The 17,711-nt window shown below is 52.7% G+C and carries 14 protein-coding genes and 1 tRNA gene; 10 read left to right on the plus strand and 5 right to left on the minus strand.

The window, feature by feature from the left end:
• The first annotated feature begins 10 nt into the window (after positions 1-10).
• From nusA to IEY39_RS19975, 8 genes are all read left to right on the plus strand, one after another.
• Positions 11-1,258 carry a transcription termination factor NusA gene (nusA, locus tag IEY39_RS19940; RefSeq protein WP_188934877.1) on the plus strand — a complete coding sequence of 416 codons (1,248 nt, stop codon included), beginning with the start codon at positions 11-13 and terminating at the stop codon, positions 1,256-1,258.
• A 37-nt stretch (positions 1,259-1,295) separates the two neighbouring features.
• Complete coding sequence (infB, locus tag IEY39_RS19945) at positions 1,296-4,343, plus strand: translation initiation factor IF-2 (protein ID WP_188934880.1); 3,048 nt, start codon at positions 1,296-1,298, stop codon at positions 4,341-4,343.
• 61 nt (positions 4,344-4,404) lie between these two features.
• On the plus strand, positions 4,405-5,784 hold the full coding sequence (locus tag IEY39_RS19950; RefSeq protein WP_188934882.1) for a peptidylprolyl isomerase: 1,380 nt from the start codon (positions 4,405-4,407) through the stop codon (positions 5,782-5,784).
• 157 nt (positions 5,785-5,941) lie between these two features.
• On the plus strand, positions 5,942-8,200 hold the full coding sequence (locus tag IEY39_RS19955) for a sensor histidine kinase (protein ID WP_188934884.1): 2,259 nt from the start codon (positions 5,942-5,944) through the stop codon (positions 8,198-8,200).
• Between the two features lie 116 nt (positions 8,201-8,316).
• Complete coding sequence (locus IEY39_RS19960; RefSeq protein ID WP_188934886.1) at positions 8,317-8,958, plus strand: response regulator; 642 nt, start codon at positions 8,317-8,319, stop codon at positions 8,956-8,958.
• Between the two features lie 300 nt (positions 8,959-9,258).
• Complete coding sequence (locus IEY39_RS19965) at positions 9,259-11,106, plus strand: amidophosphoribosyltransferase (protein ID WP_188934888.1); 1,848 nt, start codon at positions 9,259-9,261, stop codon at positions 11,104-11,106.
• A 170-nt stretch (positions 11,107-11,276) separates the two neighbouring features.
• Entirely contained in the window at positions 11,277-11,918 is a 642-nt protein-coding gene (locus IEY39_RS19970) for a response regulator (protein ID WP_188934890.1), read from the plus strand.
• A gap of 24 nt (positions 11,919-11,942) precedes the next feature.
• Positions 11,943-12,446 (plus strand): SixA phosphatase family protein, encoded by a 504-nt coding sequence (locus tag IEY39_RS19975; protein ID WP_188934893.1) that lies wholly within the window; start codon positions 11,943-11,945, stop codon positions 12,444-12,446.
• Here the strand turns inward: IEY39_RS19975 and IEY39_RS19980 are convergent.
• Complete coding sequence (locus tag IEY39_RS19980) at positions 12,443-13,396, minus strand: glycosyltransferase (protein ID WP_188934895.1); 954 nt, start codon at positions 13,394-13,396, stop codon at positions 12,443-12,445. The genes IEY39_RS19975 and IEY39_RS19980 overlap by 4 nt on opposite strands.
• A 395-nt stretch (positions 13,397-13,791) precedes the next feature.
• Here IEY39_RS19980 and IEY39_RS19985 point away from each other — a divergent pair, with 395 nt between their 5' ends.
• Positions 13,792-14,040 (plus strand): hypothetical protein, encoded by a 249-nt coding sequence (locus IEY39_RS19985; RefSeq protein ID WP_188934897.1) that lies wholly within the window; start codon positions 13,792-13,794, stop codon positions 14,038-14,040.
• On the opposite strand, the gene IEY39_RS19990 is transcribed toward IEY39_RS19985, so the two are convergent.
• The 3 genes from IEY39_RS19990 to msrB all read right to left on the minus strand — a co-directional run bounded on the left by IEY39_RS19990 (position 14,037) and on the right by msrB (position 15,918).
• A complete protein-coding gene (locus IEY39_RS19990) occupies positions 14,037-15,293 on the minus strand; it encodes a pyridoxal phosphate-dependent aminotransferase (protein WP_188934899.1) in 1,257 nt (418 codons plus the stop codon). The two genes, IEY39_RS19985 and IEY39_RS19990, sit on opposite strands and share 4 nt — an antisense overlap.
• Positions 15,294-15,297: 4 nt before the next feature.
• Positions 15,298-15,370: transfer RNA gene (locus IEY39_RS19995), tRNA-Thr, on the minus strand.
• Positions 15,371-15,432: 62 nt separating this feature from the next.
• Positions 15,433-15,918 (minus strand): peptide-methionine (R)-S-oxide reductase MsrB, encoded by a 486-nt coding sequence (gene msrB / locus IEY39_RS20000; protein ID WP_188934901.1) that lies wholly within the window; start codon positions 15,916-15,918, stop codon positions 15,433-15,435.
• A gap of 145 nt (positions 15,919-16,063) precedes the next feature.
• On the opposite strand from msrB, the gene IEY39_RS20005 reads away from it, so the two are divergent.
• Positions 16,064-16,645, plus strand: a complete 582-nt coding sequence (locus tag IEY39_RS20005; RefSeq protein WP_188934903.1) for an adenylate kinase — start codon at positions 16,064-16,066, stop codon at positions 16,643-16,645.
• Between the two features lie 11 nt (positions 16,646-16,656).
• Here IEY39_RS20005 and IEY39_RS20010 read toward each other — a convergent pair whose 3' ends face one another.
• The gene (locus IEY39_RS20010; RefSeq protein ID WP_188934905.1) at positions 16,657-17,661 is read right to left on the minus strand and encodes a S1C family serine protease; all 1,005 of its coding nucleotides are present in this window, start codon (positions 17,659-17,661) and stop codon (positions 16,657-16,659) included.
• Positions 17,662-17,711 lie beyond the last annotated feature (50 nt).

Below are 17,711 nucleotides of genomic sequence, written 5' to 3' on the forward strand. Positions count from 1 at the left end.
ATTCAGTGTTATGGCAAGCATCAATTTGATAGAAGCCTTCCAGGACTTCAAGGAAGCCGAAAATATCGACCGCCCTACTATGATGAAAGTAGTAGAGGACGTGTTCAAAACTTTGTTGCGGAAGAAATACGGAAGCGACGAAAATTTTGACGTAATTGTGAATGCGGAAAAGGGCGACCTGGAGATCATGCGGCGCCGGACCATCGTTGAAGACGGGAACGTTAACGACCCCCTGGCGGAAATTGCCTATACCGATGCGAAAAAAGTTGAACCCGACTACGAAGTAGGTGAAGAGCTATATGAGGAAGTAGAGATCCTCGATTTCGGTCGCCGCGCCATCCTGGCTGCCAAACAAACCCTGGCCAGCCGCATCGGCGATCTCAAAAAGAACGTCCTTGTAAAAAAATACAATGAAAGGATTGGCGAGATCGTCAGCGCCGAAGTCTACCAGGTGTGGAAAAAAGAGATCCTTCTCCTGGACGAGGAAGGCAGCGAACTGATCCTGCCTAAGTCGGAACAGATACCCCAGGATTACTTCAAGAAAGGCGAGAACATCAGGGCCGTTGTGAAGAAGGTCGAACTGAAGAACAATTCCCCGGTGATCATCCTTTCCAGGACCAGCCCCCTGTTCCTGTCTAAGCTGCTGGAAATAGAAGTACCCGAGATATTCGACGGCCTCATCGTGATCAAGAAGATCGTCCGCGAGCCGGGCGAAAGGGCAAAAGTGGCCGTGGAATCCTATGACGACCGGATAGACCCCGTAGGGGCCTGCGTCGGGATGAAGGGAAGCCGCATCCATGGCATCGTCCGTGAACTGAAGAATGAGAACATCGATGTCATCAACTGGACCAACAACGTCCAGCTGCTGATCCAGCGCTCCCTGACCCCGTCCAAGATCACCAATATGGAGCTGGACGGCGAAAAGCTGCACGCAAATGTCTATCTGAAGCCCGACCAGGTGTCCCTGGCCATCGGCAGAAAAGGGGTAAATATCAAATTGGCCCAGGAATTGACCGGGTATACCATCGACGTATTCCGCGACAACGAGGGCGAACCCGAAGAATTCGATATCGATCTGGAAGAATTCAGTGATGAAATAGAAGGCTGGGTCATCGATGAACTCAAACGCATTGGTTGCGACACGGCCCGCAGCGTCCTCGACCTCACTTCGGATGAGCTGGAAAGAAGAACAGATCTCGAAAAGGAAACGATCGATGAGCTAAGAAGGGTGCTGAAAGAAGAGTTTGACAAAGGATAACAGTTAAAGGGACAATAGTCCTATTTTTGAGGCAAATATGGCAGAAACAACAACATTACGCTTAATGGCTGCGGCCAAGGAGTTCAACATCGGGAAAGATACCCTGGTTGACTTCCTGGTGGGCAAAGGATTCAGCTCGGATGAGCTGAAGGGGAATGCCAAGCTGACGGACGAGATGTATCGTTCGCTGCAGCAGGAATTCCAGGGAGACAAAGTCGCCAAAATAAAGAGCGACCAGATCGACCTGCCCAAAGGCAGCCTGGAGGCAAAAAAGAAAAAAGAAGAGGAGAGCACACCGTCGTCGCCGTTCAAGGACAAGCCCACGGTTGTAAAGAAACCGGCGAAAGAAGAGACCCCGCCACCTGTGGTGGAGGAAGCTCCTGTGGTGACGGCGCCTCCGGTGGTAGAACAACAGCCTGCCGCCAGCGTCGAAGAGCCGGAAGTGGTGAAGATTGAAGCGCCCGAACTGGAAGGTCCGAAGATCACGGGCAAGATCGATCTTTCGGCCATCGACTCGTCCACGCGGCCAAAGAAAGGCGCAAAGAAACAAGCCGAGAAAGAAACGGAAGAAAAACAGCCGGCTGAAAACATACAGGATGAAGTTGCCGACGAACCACAGGCGGTCGTAGAACAGCCTCAGCCGCCCGTCGCAGAAACCGTCGTTGCTGCAAAAGAAGCGGTACATGAAGAGCCCGTAGCTGAGACGATGGCCGAAGAAAGCGTACCCGAGGTACACGAAGAAGCAACGGCCGGTACGGATGAACCGGCAGCCCCGCCCGTCGTCGAGAATATAAAGGCGGAAAAACTGGAAGGCCCGAAGATCCTCGGAAAGATCGAGCTGCCGGTCAACCAGGATACCCGGCCCAAACAGCCTGCGGAAGAAAAACGCAAACGGAAAAGGATCCCCATCGAGAAGAAAGACCAGGGCGGCGGTGGAAGACCGGGAGGACCCGGCACCGGCGGCGGTCAGCATGGCGGCAACCAGGGCGGTGGCAACCATCGTCCCCCGGGACAAGGCCGTATCCCGATTCAACGCAACGACCGGCGCGGTACCGGCGGCGGTCAGGGTCAAGGCCAGGGTCATGGCGGGCATGGTGGTCATGGTGGTCACGGCGGCGGAAATCGCCGGCCGGATCCCCGTCACGCACCCCGTGAAGCCAAAGAGATCGATAAAAAAGAAATTCAGGAGAAGATCAGGCAGACGCAGGCCAAGCTTGCCGGCGCCGGTGGTCGTGGAAAGAGCCTGAAAGCAAAATATCGCCGCGCCAAACGCGAAGAAATGGCCGAACAGGCCGGTGGTGACGATTTGATGGACAGCCGCCTGCAAGTGACGGAATTCATCAGCGTCAGCGAACTCGCCAACCTGATGGACGTCAGCTACGCGGAAGTCATCGGCAAATGTATGAGCCTCGGCATGATGGTGTCCATCAACCAGCGCCTGGAAGCCGATGTCATCGAACTGGTGGCCGGAGAATTCGGGTATACCGTCGAGTTCATCGGCATTGATGACGCCGCCGAAATGGAGGAAGAAGAAGAGATCGACGATCCCGAAGATATGCTGCCCCGTTCTCCCGTCGTGACCATCATGGGCCACGTCGACCACGGTAAGACCTCGCTGCTGGATTATATCCGCAGCGCCAACGTCGTGGCCGGTGAGGCCGGTGGCATCACCCAGCACATCGGGGCCTACCAGGTTACCACTGCAACCGGCAAGAAGATCACCTTCCTCGATACACCGGGTCACGAAGCCTTTACGGCCATGCGCGCCCGTGGTGCAAAAGCGGCAGACGTCGCCGTTATCGTGGTGGCCGCGGATGACGCCGTGATGCCCCAGACAAAAGAAGCGATCTCCCACGCCCAGGCCGCCGGTCTGCCCATGGTATTCGCCATCAACAAGATCGATAAGGACGGAGCCAATCCCGAAAAGATAAAGGAACAACTGGCCGGCATGAATATCCTCGTGGAAGACTGGGGCGGAAAATTCCAGTCCCAGGAGATATCGGCGAAGAAAGGATTGAATGTAGACCTATTGCTCGAAAAGATAGGGCTGGAAGCCGAATTGCTCGACCTGAAAGCCAACCCCGATCGCGAAGCCTCCGGCAGCGTCATCGAAGCTTCCCTGGACAAGGGCCGCGGCTATGTAGCGACAGTCCTCGTACAGAGCGGCACCCTGCGGAACGGCGACCTCGTCGTTTCAGGACAGTACTTCGGTCGGGTGAAAGCCATGTTCAACGAACGCAACAAACGCATCGACGACGCTCCGCCCTCTTCACCCGTATTGCTCCTGGGTCTCAACGGAGCCCCGCAGGCCGGTGAAAAGTTCCGGGTATACGAAGATGAAAGCGAAGCCAAGGAAGTAGCCAACAAGCGCGCCCAGATCCTCCGCGAACAGGGTATCCGCACCAAGAAGCATATCACCCTGGATGAGATCGGCCGTCGTCTTGCCCTGGGCAACTTCAAAGAGCTTAACCTCATCATCAAAGGTGACGTGGATGGTTCGGTGGAAGCTCTCAGCGACTCGCTGCAGAAATTATCCACGGAAGAGATCGCGGTTCGCGTCGTACACAAGGCCGTGGGCGCCATCACCGAAAGTGACGTCCTGCTGGCTACCGCCTCCGACGCCGTCATCGTGGGCTTCAACGTCCGGCCTTCCTCCCAGGCTTCCCGCCTCGCGGAGAACGAAGGCGTCGAACTCAAGACCTACTCCATCATCTATAACGCCATCGAAGAGGTCAAGAGCGCCATGGAAGGCCTGCTGGAACCCAAGGTCGTGGAAAAGATCGTGGCCAATGTGGAAGTGCGCAACGTCTTCAAATTCGACAAGGCAACCGTTGCCGGTTGTTATGTGCTCGATGGGAAGATCTATCGCAACTCCAAGATCCGCCTGGTTCGCGATGGTATCGTCATCTATCCCGTAGGGGAAGGCGCCACTGCCGAACTGGCTTCCCTCAAACGCTTCAAGGACGATGTGAAGGAAGTTCCTTCCAGTATGGAATGCGGTCTCACGATCAAGAACTACAACGACATTCGCGTCGGCGACATCGTAGAAGCATACGAAGAAGAAGAAGTAAAACGCACGCTGTAATATTTTGTTAAATGCCCCCTTCCAGGGGTATTTAACATTCTATTGATCATAAATTTGACTCATGTTGAAGAAACTCGCCATACCCGCCCTATTTCTTTTCATGGCATCGGCCGGCTTCGCCCAGGAAAAAGTAGTAGCGGATAAGATCGCCGGCATCGTCGGCGACAAGATCATCCTGAAATCCGAGCTGGCTACGGCTATCGCCGACATGATCCGCAACAACGGAGGACAGGAGGTCAAAGGGGTAGACGAGTGTACCATCCTGGATAATATGCTGATACAGAAAGCGCTGGTGTTACAGGCGGAGAAAGACTCCCTGCCCGTCACCGACGAAGAAGTAGAGGCCGAGGTAGATCAGAAGATCAGGTATTTTATCCAGCTCTATGGTGGTAAGGATGCTTTTGAACAGATCGCGCAGCGTACCGTATACCAGGCCAAGATGGATTTCATGCAACCTATCCGCGAACAGCGGCTCGCGGAAGCTATGCGCAGAAAGGTCGTCCAGGATGTTACGGTTACGCCTACTGAAGTAAAAGAATATTTCGACAAGATACCCGCAGACAAACGTATCTTCTACGAATCCGAAATGCAGCTGGATCAGGTCATCATCTATCCAAAGGCAAGCCGCGACATCGAACAACTGGCTATTGCCGACCTCAACGAATACAAGAAACAGATAGAGTCCGGCCAGCGGACATTCGAGTCGCTTGCCCGCCTGTATTCGGATGATCCCGGAACAAAGGAAAAAGGTGGCACCATCGAACTAAGCCGCTCGGACAACAAAACCTTCGACCCCGTCTTCTTCTCCACCGCCTTCCGGCTCAAAGAAGGCCAGGTGTCCCCCGTCGTAAAAAGCAAATTCGGCTATCACATCATCCAGATGGTAAGCCGCAACGGCGATGACGCTGTGGTAAGACATATCCTGCGGATCCCGCAGATCACCCAGGCGGAGATAGACGAGACGACCAAGCAGCTGGATACCATCCGCACTGCCCTCGTCAATGGCCAGATCCAGTTTGGCCAGGCTATAGCCCTATATGGCGACGAATCTCAGAAATCCACTGCGGGGCAGGTGATGAACCCCAGGACAGGCAGCACCTTCCTGACTATCTCCGATATGGACAAGGACATGGTTCTTCTGTTGAAAGACGCCAACCTCAAACCCGGCGAAGTTTCCAAACCTCATGTCTTTAGCGACGACCGCAATAAGAAAGGTGTCCGCATCGTAAAAATGCTCTCCAAATCAGAGCCCCACCGGGAGAACTTACGGGACGATTACGACCGCATTGCCGCCAGGGCGCTGGAACAGAAGCGTTCGGCTGCGCTCGAAAAATGGTTCCTGTCGAAAATCCCCACCTTTTACATCATGATCGACGGTGAATACCGCAGTTGCCCTAACCTCGCTAAGTGGGAGATCGGTCCAGCCACTGCAGGTAATTAATTTATATATTTACACTTAGTGGTGTCGAAATAACACTTTATTTCGTAGGCCATACGGGCTTCTTTAGTAATTTGATAGCTCAATTCTTTTCTTTTGTATGCTAAGTAGTGCCCAAAAGTCCGTGCCTACGACAAAGCAGTTTAGACAACCTTATTTTATGGATATAGCTCCCGATGGGGTCGTTTTATCCACCTGCGCCCGCTTTGCCGCACTACTAAAGAAAAGAAATATTCATAATTTTTTAGGGACAAGCCTGTTAGATGTTTTTCCCCGCCTGGGAAAAACGGACACCCCCCTTACACCCGGCCTGTTCAGACAAGGCCTTCCCGGCACAATCGATCTTCGCGTGCAGGGACCGGGCTCAAAATGCTTTATCATCCGCTGGATACCCACTCCCCGGTATACCCCTGCTGCCGGCGGCTGGCAGTTGACGGGCTTGAAGATCTTAGCCAAGGCATTCTCCGAATCCACCGATCGCCGCCACACTTTTCCGGAAATGGAGCCTTCCCTGCCGGAATCCGCCGCCAACCTCATCAAACAGGTTTCCGACATCATCGTAACGACAGACCTCGAAGACCGGATAATTTACTGGAATAATGCGGCCGAGAAGTTCTACAACATCCCTTCTCATATGGCTATAGGCCAATCCCTCCGGCAACTCGTACATTACGATTATTTAGATACGACGGAAGACGAGGCCTATAAGACGCTCCGGGAAAAAGGAATCTGGGAAGGAGAGGCATCATATGTTTCCAGTGCCGGAAAAAAATCGTATCTTATTTGCTCTATTCGTTATGTTCGGGACAGCAACCGCAGGATTACGGGTATTATGGCTCTCAACAGAGACATCACGGAAGTAAAATTGGTACAGCAGGACCAGCAACGTGCCGAAATGCAGCTGCGGCATTACTCGGAACAGATTGCCGGCATCCTGGAAAGTATAACGGATGGCTTTTTTGTATTGGATCAACATTTCCGGGTGACGCTATGGAATCGTGAAGCAGAAAGAATAACCCGGCTTTCCGCCGCAGAGATCCTCGGGGAATCCATCTGGGATAAGCTCCCCGAATTAATCGGTACTGACACCTGGCAGTCCTTTCACAAGGCTTTCAAAAAGAAGATGACGGTCACATTCGAACAATACTATGAGCGTACAGACCGGTGGCTCGAAATGAGCCTCTATCCTTCCGACCAGGGAGTGTTTGCTTATTTCAAAGAAGTGACGCTGCGCAAAAAGCAGGAGGCGCTGCTGGCCCTCGAGAAGAAAGTGCTCGAACTGAATACGGCCAAGCGGATGAACCTTCGCGCCCTGCTGAATTATTTCCTGAAAGGTATCCAGAAGATATTCCCCGGCATGTACTGCTGTGTGCTTACACTCGATGAAGACAACCTGAGCGTAAGGCTGCTCTCCGCCCCGGGCCTGCCCGCGGTTTACGCCCACGCCATCGATGGTCTGCCCATCGGACCAAAAGCCGGCAGCTCGGGCACCGCCATGTACCGGAAAGAATCCGTCATCGTACCGGACATCGCCACCGATCCGCTGTGGGAAGAGCATCGCGATCTGACGCTGCAGTTCGGCCTGCGTGCCTGCTGGTCCATCCCCGTCATCAATGGCCGGGATGAGGTGCTGGCGGCTTTTGCCGTTTACTACACCACGGTGAAATCCCCAACCGAGGCCGAAATGGATACCTTCGAGCGGATCGCCAACCTCGTCGCCATCATCATAGAGAGCTGGAAGGCGGAAGAGATGGAAGAAAAGCTGCTGAAGCAAGAACTCAACAAGCAAAAACTCATCGCCCAGGCCATAGTAGACGCGCAGGAAAAGGAAAGAGCAGAGATCGGAAAGGAATTGCACGACAACATCAACCAGATACTTTCTACGACAAAGCTCTATCTCGAACTGGCCAAAAATGATAATAAAGAGCGGATGAGTCTTATCAATCGTAGTGCCGGTAATATTCACAACGCCATCCACGAGATCAGGAATATCTCCCGGTCGCTGGTTCCGGCCAGTATCGGTGACCTCGGTCTCCAGGATTCCGTTGCCGACTTAGTAGAGAGTATTCGTACCACAAAAGCCATCCACGTCGAGTTTTATCCTGCCGGGAATTTCGACGAGCGGATAAATGATAAGGCCAAGCTGATGCTGTTTCGCATCATCCAAGAGCAGGTGAACAATGTGCTGAAGCATTCCGGGGCACGCAATCTTATCATCGAATTGATGCTGGAGGACGCAGAAAACCGGATAGAGCTAAGCATCACCGACGATGGAAAAGGATTCGACCCCGGGAAGGCCGGGAAAAAGGGCCTGGGGTTATCCAATATCATGAGCCGGGCAGACCTTTTCGGAGGTACAGTCACCATCCAGTCCGCACCGGGCCGTGGCTGTAAATTAAGAGTGCAAGTACCTGCCTAGCGGACCACGGGTCCGCTGGCCGAAGGCCCATCATTAGCCGTGCACCGGGGATGGGTTATTTTCGGAGACAAACCATACCCGGTGCTTAATATAAAACAATCTTAAAACAATCCTATATGAGTAAGATCAATATCTTAATTGCCGATGACCACAAGCTGATCAGGGAGACCTGGAGTTACATCCTCAACAGCGATGCACGATTCCAGGTTATAGCGGAGTGTGGAGACGCACAGGAGGCAGTGGAGTTGGCAAAGACCAAAAGACCACACGTCGTCCTTATGGATATCAATATGACTCCCTTTTCCGGTCTCGAAGCAACCCAGCGTATCCGGAAGATCTCTCCCGGCTCTAAAGTCATCGGCGTATCCATGCACTCTCAGCCTGCCTATGCAAAGAAAATGCTCCAGATGGGCGCCCGCGGCTATGTTACCAAGAACTCTTCCAAGGAAGAAATGATAAAAGCCATTCTCGAGGTGAACCATGGCAATAAGTACATCTGTGATGAGATAAAGAATATCATCTCCGAACAACTGTTGGATGAAAAGGAAGATTCCCCGAATATCAATGCATTGACGGAGAGAGAAATGCAGATTATCAACTTCATCAAGGAAGGACTTTCTTCGAAAGAGATCGCTACCAGCCTCAACATTTCCTTAAAGACCGTGGAAGTGCACCGGCACAATATCCTGAAGAAGCTGAAATTGAAGAATTCGGCTTCGCTGGTCAATTTTATCAACACCAACGCTACATATATCTAGAATTTCGTAGCCGAAAACCCTTATAACCCATTGATTTTTCTCTTATTGTGGGTAAATCAGTCCACTTTTTCTTCCACTATCCGGGACTTTAACGCATTTTTACAGCGAAACCACATCCTATGAATGGCCAGGGATTACGGTTCCTGAAAAAAGAGTGTTCAAATTTCCTGTTGTACACCGCCCCCAATCCTGTGAAGACTGGGGGTTTTTTTGCCTCCTGCCCACAGTCCTCTATCCCACCTTCTGCTTTTCTTTTTCTTTAACAGAATAAGTTGGTAACTTTGCGGTTCATTTTACACGATGAGCGATGCAATAAAACATGAATGCGGATTGGCATTCATTCGGTTACGCAAGCCGTTCTCCTATTACCTCCAGAAATACGGCACCGTACTATACGGCTTGAACAAGCTGTATCTCCTGATGGAAAAGCAGCACAACCGGGGACAGGATGGGGCAGGAGTCGCCTCCGTCAAGCTGAACATCGAACCCGGCCATCCCTTCCTGCATCGTATCCGCAGCGCTAATCACCAACCCATCGCCGACATTTTCTCGAAGATAATGGGTGAGGTAAAAGACCTCGAACAGTATCAACCCGATATTACCCAGCATCCCGGCCTGATGAAGGGCCATATCTCCCACCTGGGCGAACTCCTTCTCGGACATCTCCGCTATGGAACCCAGGGGAAGAATCTAGTGGAATTCTGCCACCCTTTTATAAAACGAAATACGATCCCCGCCCGCAACCTGGCCCTGGCGGGGAATTTTAATCTGGTGAATACCGACGAGCTTTTTGACCTCATCGGCATCGATCCGGGGGATTTCCAGAAGCAAAGCGACCTGGCCGCCATGATGGAAGTGATCCACCATTTCCTGGTGCGGGCCGATGAAGCATCCCCTGGCAGCCTCGACGTGGCAGGACTGCTGAAAAAGGCGGTTCCCCTCTTCGACGGTGGATTCACCGTCGGCGGGCTCATCGGCAACGGCGACAGCTTTGTCTTTCGCGACGCCCATGGCATTCGCCCGGCATATTATTATATCAGCGATGACGTGGTCGTAGCCGCCTCGGAAAGAGCGGCCATCCGCACCGTCTTCAATGTGGGTGAGAACGAGGTGATGGAGCTGATGCCCGGCAAGGGCCTCATCGTAAAAGCCGGTGGCGAAGTCACCGTGGAAACGATCCTCGAGCCAAAGGAAAGAAGGGCTTGCAGCTTCGAACGCATCTATTTCTCCCGCGGCAGCGACGAGAAGATCTACCGCGAACGCATCGCCCTTGGCTACAACCTCAGCGAACAGATACTCAACGCCATCAACCACGACCTGAAGAATAGCATTTTCTCCTTTATACCCAACACCGCGGAAGTCGCCTTTTACGGGCTTTGGAAAGGGATGGACGACTACCTGGAAAGGGTGAAGGTTCAGCGTATCCTCTCCTGGGGAAAAGATTTTTCCGAAGAGAAATTGAGGGAAATGCTCAGCCGCAAGATCCGCGTGGAAAAGGTCGCTATAAAGGATGTAAAGATGCGGACGTTCATAACGGAGGACACCAGCCGTAACGAGATGGTCCAGCACGTCTATGACATCACCTATGGCACGGTGCGGAAAGACACCGATACCCTGGTCGTAATCGATGACTCCATCGTCAGGGGCACGACCCTCAAGGAGAGCATCATCCGGATGCTGGCCCGCCTTTCGCCAAAGAAGATCATCGTTGTATCCTCCGCCCCACAGATACGCTACCCGGACTGCTATGGCATCGACATGAGCAAGCTGGGCGACTTCATCGCCTTCCGTGCGGCAGTGGAATTGATGAAAGATCGTGGGAAAGAAGCCTGTCTGCAAGAGCTGTACGATCGTTGCAAAGAGCTTGCCCGCACCGGCCAGCTGCACACGGAAAACGTCGTTCAGGGTGTCTATAAGCCCTTTACATCGGAAGAGATCGCCGACAAAATCGCTCAGCTGATCACGCCCCCCGAGATCAGCACCCCGGTGCAGGTCATCTTCCAGACGATAGAATCCCTTCACAGGGCCTGTCCTACCAATACGGGTGACTGGTATTTCACCGGCAACTATCCGACGCCCGGTGGCAATAAGGTGGTGAACAAGGCATTTATGAACTATATGGAAGGGAAGAACGTCAGAGGCTATTAAAAGGCCCCCATCCGTCAAAAAAATGCCCTCCTTAATTGAAGTTATCAGAGAAAATCCTTAATATTATATAGTTATTAGTACCCATCCCCTTAAAGTAACTTCTGTTTGGCTTGGTTAACGTTCTGCGTTAGTAATGTTTGATTCTTTCTCTTTTAGAAAATACAAGCGTTATGAAGAAAGTTTCTATAATGATCGTCGACGATCATACCCTAATCCGGGAAACATGGAGTTTTTTGCTGGGAAAAAATGAGAATTTTGATGTCGTAGCGGAATGCGGCGATGGCGAAAGAGCTATTGAACTTGCCCGGGACAAGCGTCCCGATGTTGTGTTGCTCGATATCAATATGGCCCCTATGAGCGGTTTCGACGTCTTAAAGATGATCCGCAAATATTCCCCCGGCTCCAAGATCATCGGGGTGTCTATGCACTCCCAGCCCGCTTATGCCAAGAAAATGCTCCGGCTCGGCGCCAAAGGATATGTCACCAAGAACTCCCCCCGCCAGGAAATGCTCGAAGCCATTGCGGAGGTCAGCAACAATCACATCTACATCTGCCAGGAAGTAAAGAATATCCTTTCAGACCAGCTGCTCAACCAGGATCAGGTGAATCCCGACATCAATAATCTTTCCGACCGTGAAATGCAGATCGTCAGGGCGCTGAAAGAAGGACTTTCCTCCAAGGAGATAGCTTCCGACCTCAATATTTCCCTCAAGACGGTGGAGGTTCACCGTCACAATATTCTCAAGAAGCTGAAGCTGAAAAATACCGTCTCGCTCATCAATTTTATCAATTCTCAGGCATTCGATATCTAGGATTATTGCTAGATTTAGCGCCGAATGAAGACCCTCTTGATCATCCGACACGCCAAGAGCAGTTGGGACGATGCTGCTAAAAGCGATATCGACCGCCCCCTCAACGACAGGGGAAAACGGGATGCTCCGGTGATGGCCGAAAGGCTCATAAAAGCCGGCATCACTATCGACCGGTTTGTATCCAGTCCTGCCAAAAGGGCCCGCCAGACGGCCGAACTATTTGCACATGCGTTTGGAAAGAAAGACAAGCACATCCACTTCGTTCCCGAATTATACCACGCCACACATCCCATCTTTGACGAGGTGATCGAGGAGCTCGACGACGAATATGATACCGTCGCGATCTTCTCGCACAATCCGGGCGTAACCGAATTTGTCAACACCCTGACGACCGTCCGGGTCGACAACATGCCTACCTGCGCCGTTTTTGCCGTAAAAAGCGATGCCAGACACTGGAAGGATTTCCGGTCGGCTGCCGGCCCGCAATTCTGGTTTTTTGATTATCCTAAGGCGGAAGGAAAGGGCTAAGCCATTGGCCCCGACCGGGCGGCTCTCGCTTGCGTCAGCACCGACACCACCTCCCTGCGTAACGCCTCTCCCGCCGCTTCCTCCACTGGCCAGCCCGATACACTGTCTGCCATCATCAGCGCCTTTGCCAGGGAAAATTCGTCCTGCTCCACACAGGCCGCCCAGCCTTTTGATGCCAGATACAGGCCGAGATATTCCTGCTCCGTCTGCCCGGGGGTAGGGATCAGCAGGGCGCGTTTCCCCATCCTTACCAGGTCCATGATCGTACTGTATCCACTCCGGGCAATGACCAGCCGGGTCTGGGCCATCTCCTTTTCGAGTTCCGCAGCCGCCAGGTGATCGTGAACCACTACCCCGGCCGGGACATCCCTCAAAGCGGGCGCGCCCCCGGGCAGTCCGCGTACCAGCACGATCCGGCCGGAATAGCCCGCGGCCTGCCGCAGGATACGCCTTTCCAATATCGTCCGCTGTGGTTCGGGGCCTGATAACAGCACCAGAAGATCGGTGCTTTCCTGCGCACCGGCCTGCCCGCTCATCCGCGACAACCAGCCAATATAACGGACAGAGATAGCCGGCATCCGCGCAGGATTCGACAGCTGCCCCGCCAGCGCTTCTTCACCCGCGATATCCGGTACCCAACACCGGGAGAATCGCCGGATAAACCGGTAGTTCAACTGCTGCAACAGGCGGTCGGTAACAGCACCGAAAGGAGTCCGGATCAGCAGCTGATGTGTCATAAATACGCAAAAAACGCCCGGGATCACCAACCCATAACGGTTGTCTGAAATAATAAGATCGGGCTGCTCCAGGCCCGCAAACCGCTTCAGCCAGACCTTTTCCTGCTTGACGCGGATCAATATTTTCGGGATAGCGCCGATGATCCGCAAAATAGTAAGGGCACGATTTTTGTCGTATTTGAGGCTATACCCTGGTAATTCTACGAAGGTCAAAGACGCAAATTCCCCCTGCAATAGCGCGCGCTGCGCGCCGGAAGCAGCGATAATTACCTCACATCTTTGATTTAGTAATTCCTTAATTATTGGGATACATCTGGTTGCGTGCCCTAGTCCCCAATCCAGCGGAGCAATTAGAACCTTTAGGGATTCGTAAGTAGGATTGTTAATTTTTACGGGACCTGGCAAGTAGAGATACTATTTTCCGTCCAAAATAGTTAAATTAGTAGGATTAAGATCATGAAAACCACAAAACAGATATTGATTCTGTTGTTATTATTTAGTAGCATTGTAGTCCTCGGCTGCAGTTCGGGCCGGGGAATTGGGGGCAGCAGCAAGAAATGTGGCTGCGGATTGAACAAAGGTATGTCTGGTTATTAAAATCTAATAGAATGAAAACTTGTAACAGGGATTTGCTTGTTCTGGTGAAAGATGAACACATGAATGAAAAATCAATGGAGCGCGAGTTGGAACAATTAAATGACCTGTTGTTCCATTTCGAAACCATCGAAACTTTTTGTACTGCCCACGAGATCTTCGATATCAACAGGCATAAGACCCTGCAGCGTCTCACCAGCATTCAACGCATCGTCCGCCAAAAAGAGCTAAAGCCCTTCTTCTTCATCTGCAATAAGAACTAGCTAAGTTGCCGCATCGCCTCTCTTAGTTTCCCGATCATTTCAGGAATATCCTCCAGTTTGCACGTTCCGACACTGAGCCGGTACCACGGAGAACTTTTTGCCGCTCCAAACGCGGAGAACGGCACCACCGCAAGCCCCGCGGCATTCAGGAGATAGGAAGTGACAGCCGGCTGGTCGTCCAACACAACACCCTCCTTTGTCTTCTTACCCTTCAGATCGATCTTTATCGTCAGGTAAATGGCTGCTTCGGGGGCCAGGACATCCACATTAAATCCCTCCTGCTTCAAAGCGGCAAACCCGGCATGTATCTGATGCAGGCGATCGGAAACCGCTGCGCGAAAGGTCTTAAGATAGGCATCGATCGCCTCGCGCTTAGTGAGGTAGACAGCAGTCGCTTTTTGCTCGGCCATTGGCGCCCATGATCCAATGTGGCTCATGATCGCATTCATCCTGCTGATGATCTCCGCCGGACCAAAGGCCCAGCCTACCCGCACGCCCGTTGCGGCAAAGGCCTTGCTGATGGCGTCGACAAAAATGGTATACTCCCTCATCGCCGGATTCAGCGTCACCGGATTGTAGTGCGTGATCGTACCATACGTAAGCTGCCAGTACATCTGGTCATACAGCACGAATAATTTCTTTTCTCCCTCACCCCGCCGCTTATTCTCTTCCAGCACCAATTCGCAGATGGCGGAAAGGTCTTTCCTGGAAATAGTCGTGCCGGTGGGATTCTGCGGACTGCACAGACAGATCAGCGTGGCCTCCCGGACATGGGGCTGCAGCGCCGCTGCCGTCGGCATGAAATTATTCTCCGCCGTTGCTTCGATGACGACGTGCACACCCTGGTTCAGGTGAGTGTAATGGTTGTTGTTCCACGACGGAACGGCGTAGATCACCTTGTCCCCCTTATCGATAAGCGTTCGAAAGAGGGAATAGATCAACGGCCGGCCGCCACTGGCCACAAGGATCTCGTTCGTGCCATATTTTAGCGACTCCCTGTCTTCCAGGAATGCGGAGATCGACTCGCGGAGATCGAGATTGCCTTCGGCAGCGGGATAATTGGTGAAATGCTTGCGATAAGCGTCGATTATCAGATCTTCCAGCTCCCGGGGGATGGGAAAGATAGCCGGATCGAAATCACCAACGGTGAAGTTGTAGATCTTTTCTCCCTTCCGGATCTTTTCGCGGATCTCGCCACCAAGTTTGACGATCTCCGATCCGATAAGGGTTTCGGCAAGGTGAGATAATTTCATCGGGAGCCAACTATCGGAATCGAACCGACGACCCTTTCATTACGAATGAAATGCTCTACCAGCTGAGCTAAGTTGGCGCGCTGGGCCACCCGGTTTACCTGTCCGGACAGCTCCATCGGGGTGCAAAAATAGTAAAATCTTACTTCTTGCCCTCATTGTATTTTTTCTCTGCCTCCTGGGCCTTCTCGAAGTCGAGAACAACCCCATTGATGCAATACCGCAGTCCGGTAGGCGCCGGTCCATCATTAAAGACATGACCCAGATGCGACTTGCAGCGTCCGCACATCACTTCCGTCCGATCCATCCCATATGAATGGTCAGCAGCATAAATGATGCTTCCCTTGCTGATTGGCTCGTAGAAGCTGGGCCAGCCGCAGCCGCTCTCGAATTTGGTGTCGCTGCGGAAAAGCGGATTGCCGCAGACCGCGCAATAGTAGGTCCCGATTTCGTTACTGCTTTCAAAAGGGCTGGTCCAGGGCCGTTCGGTGCCCTTGTTCCGGGCGATGTCAAACACGTTCCGGGGAAGGATCTTCTTCCACTGGTCATCGGTCAGGTTCACTTCCGAGTTGTCGGTATGGGAATAGACCGGATTGTTTTCCCTTTGAGCGGGGTCTTTTGTGTCCATATTGCTTGATTTTTACAGTCTCTTGATAAAATAACCACAAATCCGACCTTTCCGTTCATTTTTTAAGGCCAGGCCGAAAATGTTAAAGGATTTTTAAAGCCTGAATACTATATTTGTCAACTGACAAGGGTAAGTAGTACGTATTATGTTCAATTTAATTTTATTTGGCCCGCCCGGCAGCGGAAAGGGCACACAGTCTGAACGATTGATTTCCAAATATGGCCTGAAGCATCTCAGCACCGGTGATCTGCTTCGCAGTGAAATCGCCGGCCAAACGCCGCTGGGATTGGCAGCCAAAAGCTTTATGGACAAAGGGCAGCTTGTCCCCGACGAAGTGGTCATTGAAATGATCAGTTCCGCGCTCGACAACAACCCCCAGGCACATGGCTTTCTCTTCGATGGGTTTCCCCGAACAACAGCCCAGGCCGAAGCGCTCGACAAGCTGCTCAACCAGAAAGGTACTTCCATCGTCGTCGTCCTGGCCCTCCAGGTGAGCGAGAGAGAGCTGATCAAAAGACTGCTCAATCGCGGACTCACCTCTGGTCGTGCCGACGATGTCAACGAAGAGATCATCCGTAACCGCATCGCCGAATACGAGAAAAAGACCGCAGCCGTGGCAGATCACTACAAGAAGTACGACAAGGTAGTGTATATCCACGGCGAAGGCGATGTCGACGAGATCTTCGTATCCCTCAGCAGGGAGATCGATCTGCGCGACCGGGCATAAGCCCGAAGAGCCTACCTCATCTCTCCCGGCCTGACCGTCAGCGTAACCTTCCGGCCATTCCGCAGCACGTCGATCTCTACGGTGCGCCCGATGACATCCGCATGTAATTGCTTATGCAGCTCATCCACCGTACCCACGGCATGCCCATTGAACGACACAATAATATCTCCCGTCCTGATCTCATTATTATAAGCCGGCTGATCCGGCACCACCTCGTATACATATACCCCCGTGGACTTATCCAGCCGGTTGGCGGCCACCATCCGTCCCGTGAGATTGACTAATTGTCCCGCAATACCCAGATAAGCCCTTTTAACCCGGCCTTCCATGATCAGTTTTCCTGCCACAAATGCAGCCAGGTTGGAAGAGACCGCGAAACAAAGGCCCTGTGCGGAGGCAATCGTGGCCGTATTGACACCAATAACTTGTCCAAGCGAGTTTACCAGCGGGCCGCCAGAGTTGCCTGGGTTGAGCGACGCATCGGTCTGGATTATATCGTCTATCAGCCGACCATTGCTGGCCCGAAGTGTACGTCCAAGCGCACTTACGACCCCCGCCGTGACGGTATGCTGCAGTCCCAGCGGGTTACCGATGGCGATAGCGATCTGTCCCGGCTGCAGCGATTCCGAGTCGGCAAAAGAAAGGGCCCTTAAGCCGGTGACATCGATCTTCAATACCGCGATATCCGTCGAGGGATCGGCTCCCTTCAGCTCTGCACTGACCGTCCGGCCATCCGCCAGCGATACCCTGATCTCTTGTGCCTGTTCGATGACATGGTTGTTCGTCACTACAAAACCATCCGTTGAAATGATGAACCCCGAACCCGACGCCGGCATTAGCCCTTGTTCGGGCTGCCTGCCCCGGCCCCGCCGTTGTTCGGCAGGCTTTTGTACCTGTATATGTACGACGGCTTCCGCCACCTGCCCTACCACGCCCGTAATCGTCCGGGAATAACTGTCCAGCAGGTCCGCATCGCGTGGAGGAGCATAGTCGATAAATGAATAATTGTTTTCCATTCCCTTACCGGGACAAAAGACCGACCAAACTCGATCGACTGTCAGGCTGT

The sequence above is a fragment of the Puia dinghuensis genome, assembly GCF_014642875.1.
In the GTDB taxonomy this organism is placed as follows: Bacteria; Bacteroidota; Bacteroidia; order Chitinophagales; family Chitinophagaceae; genus Puia; species Puia dinghuensis.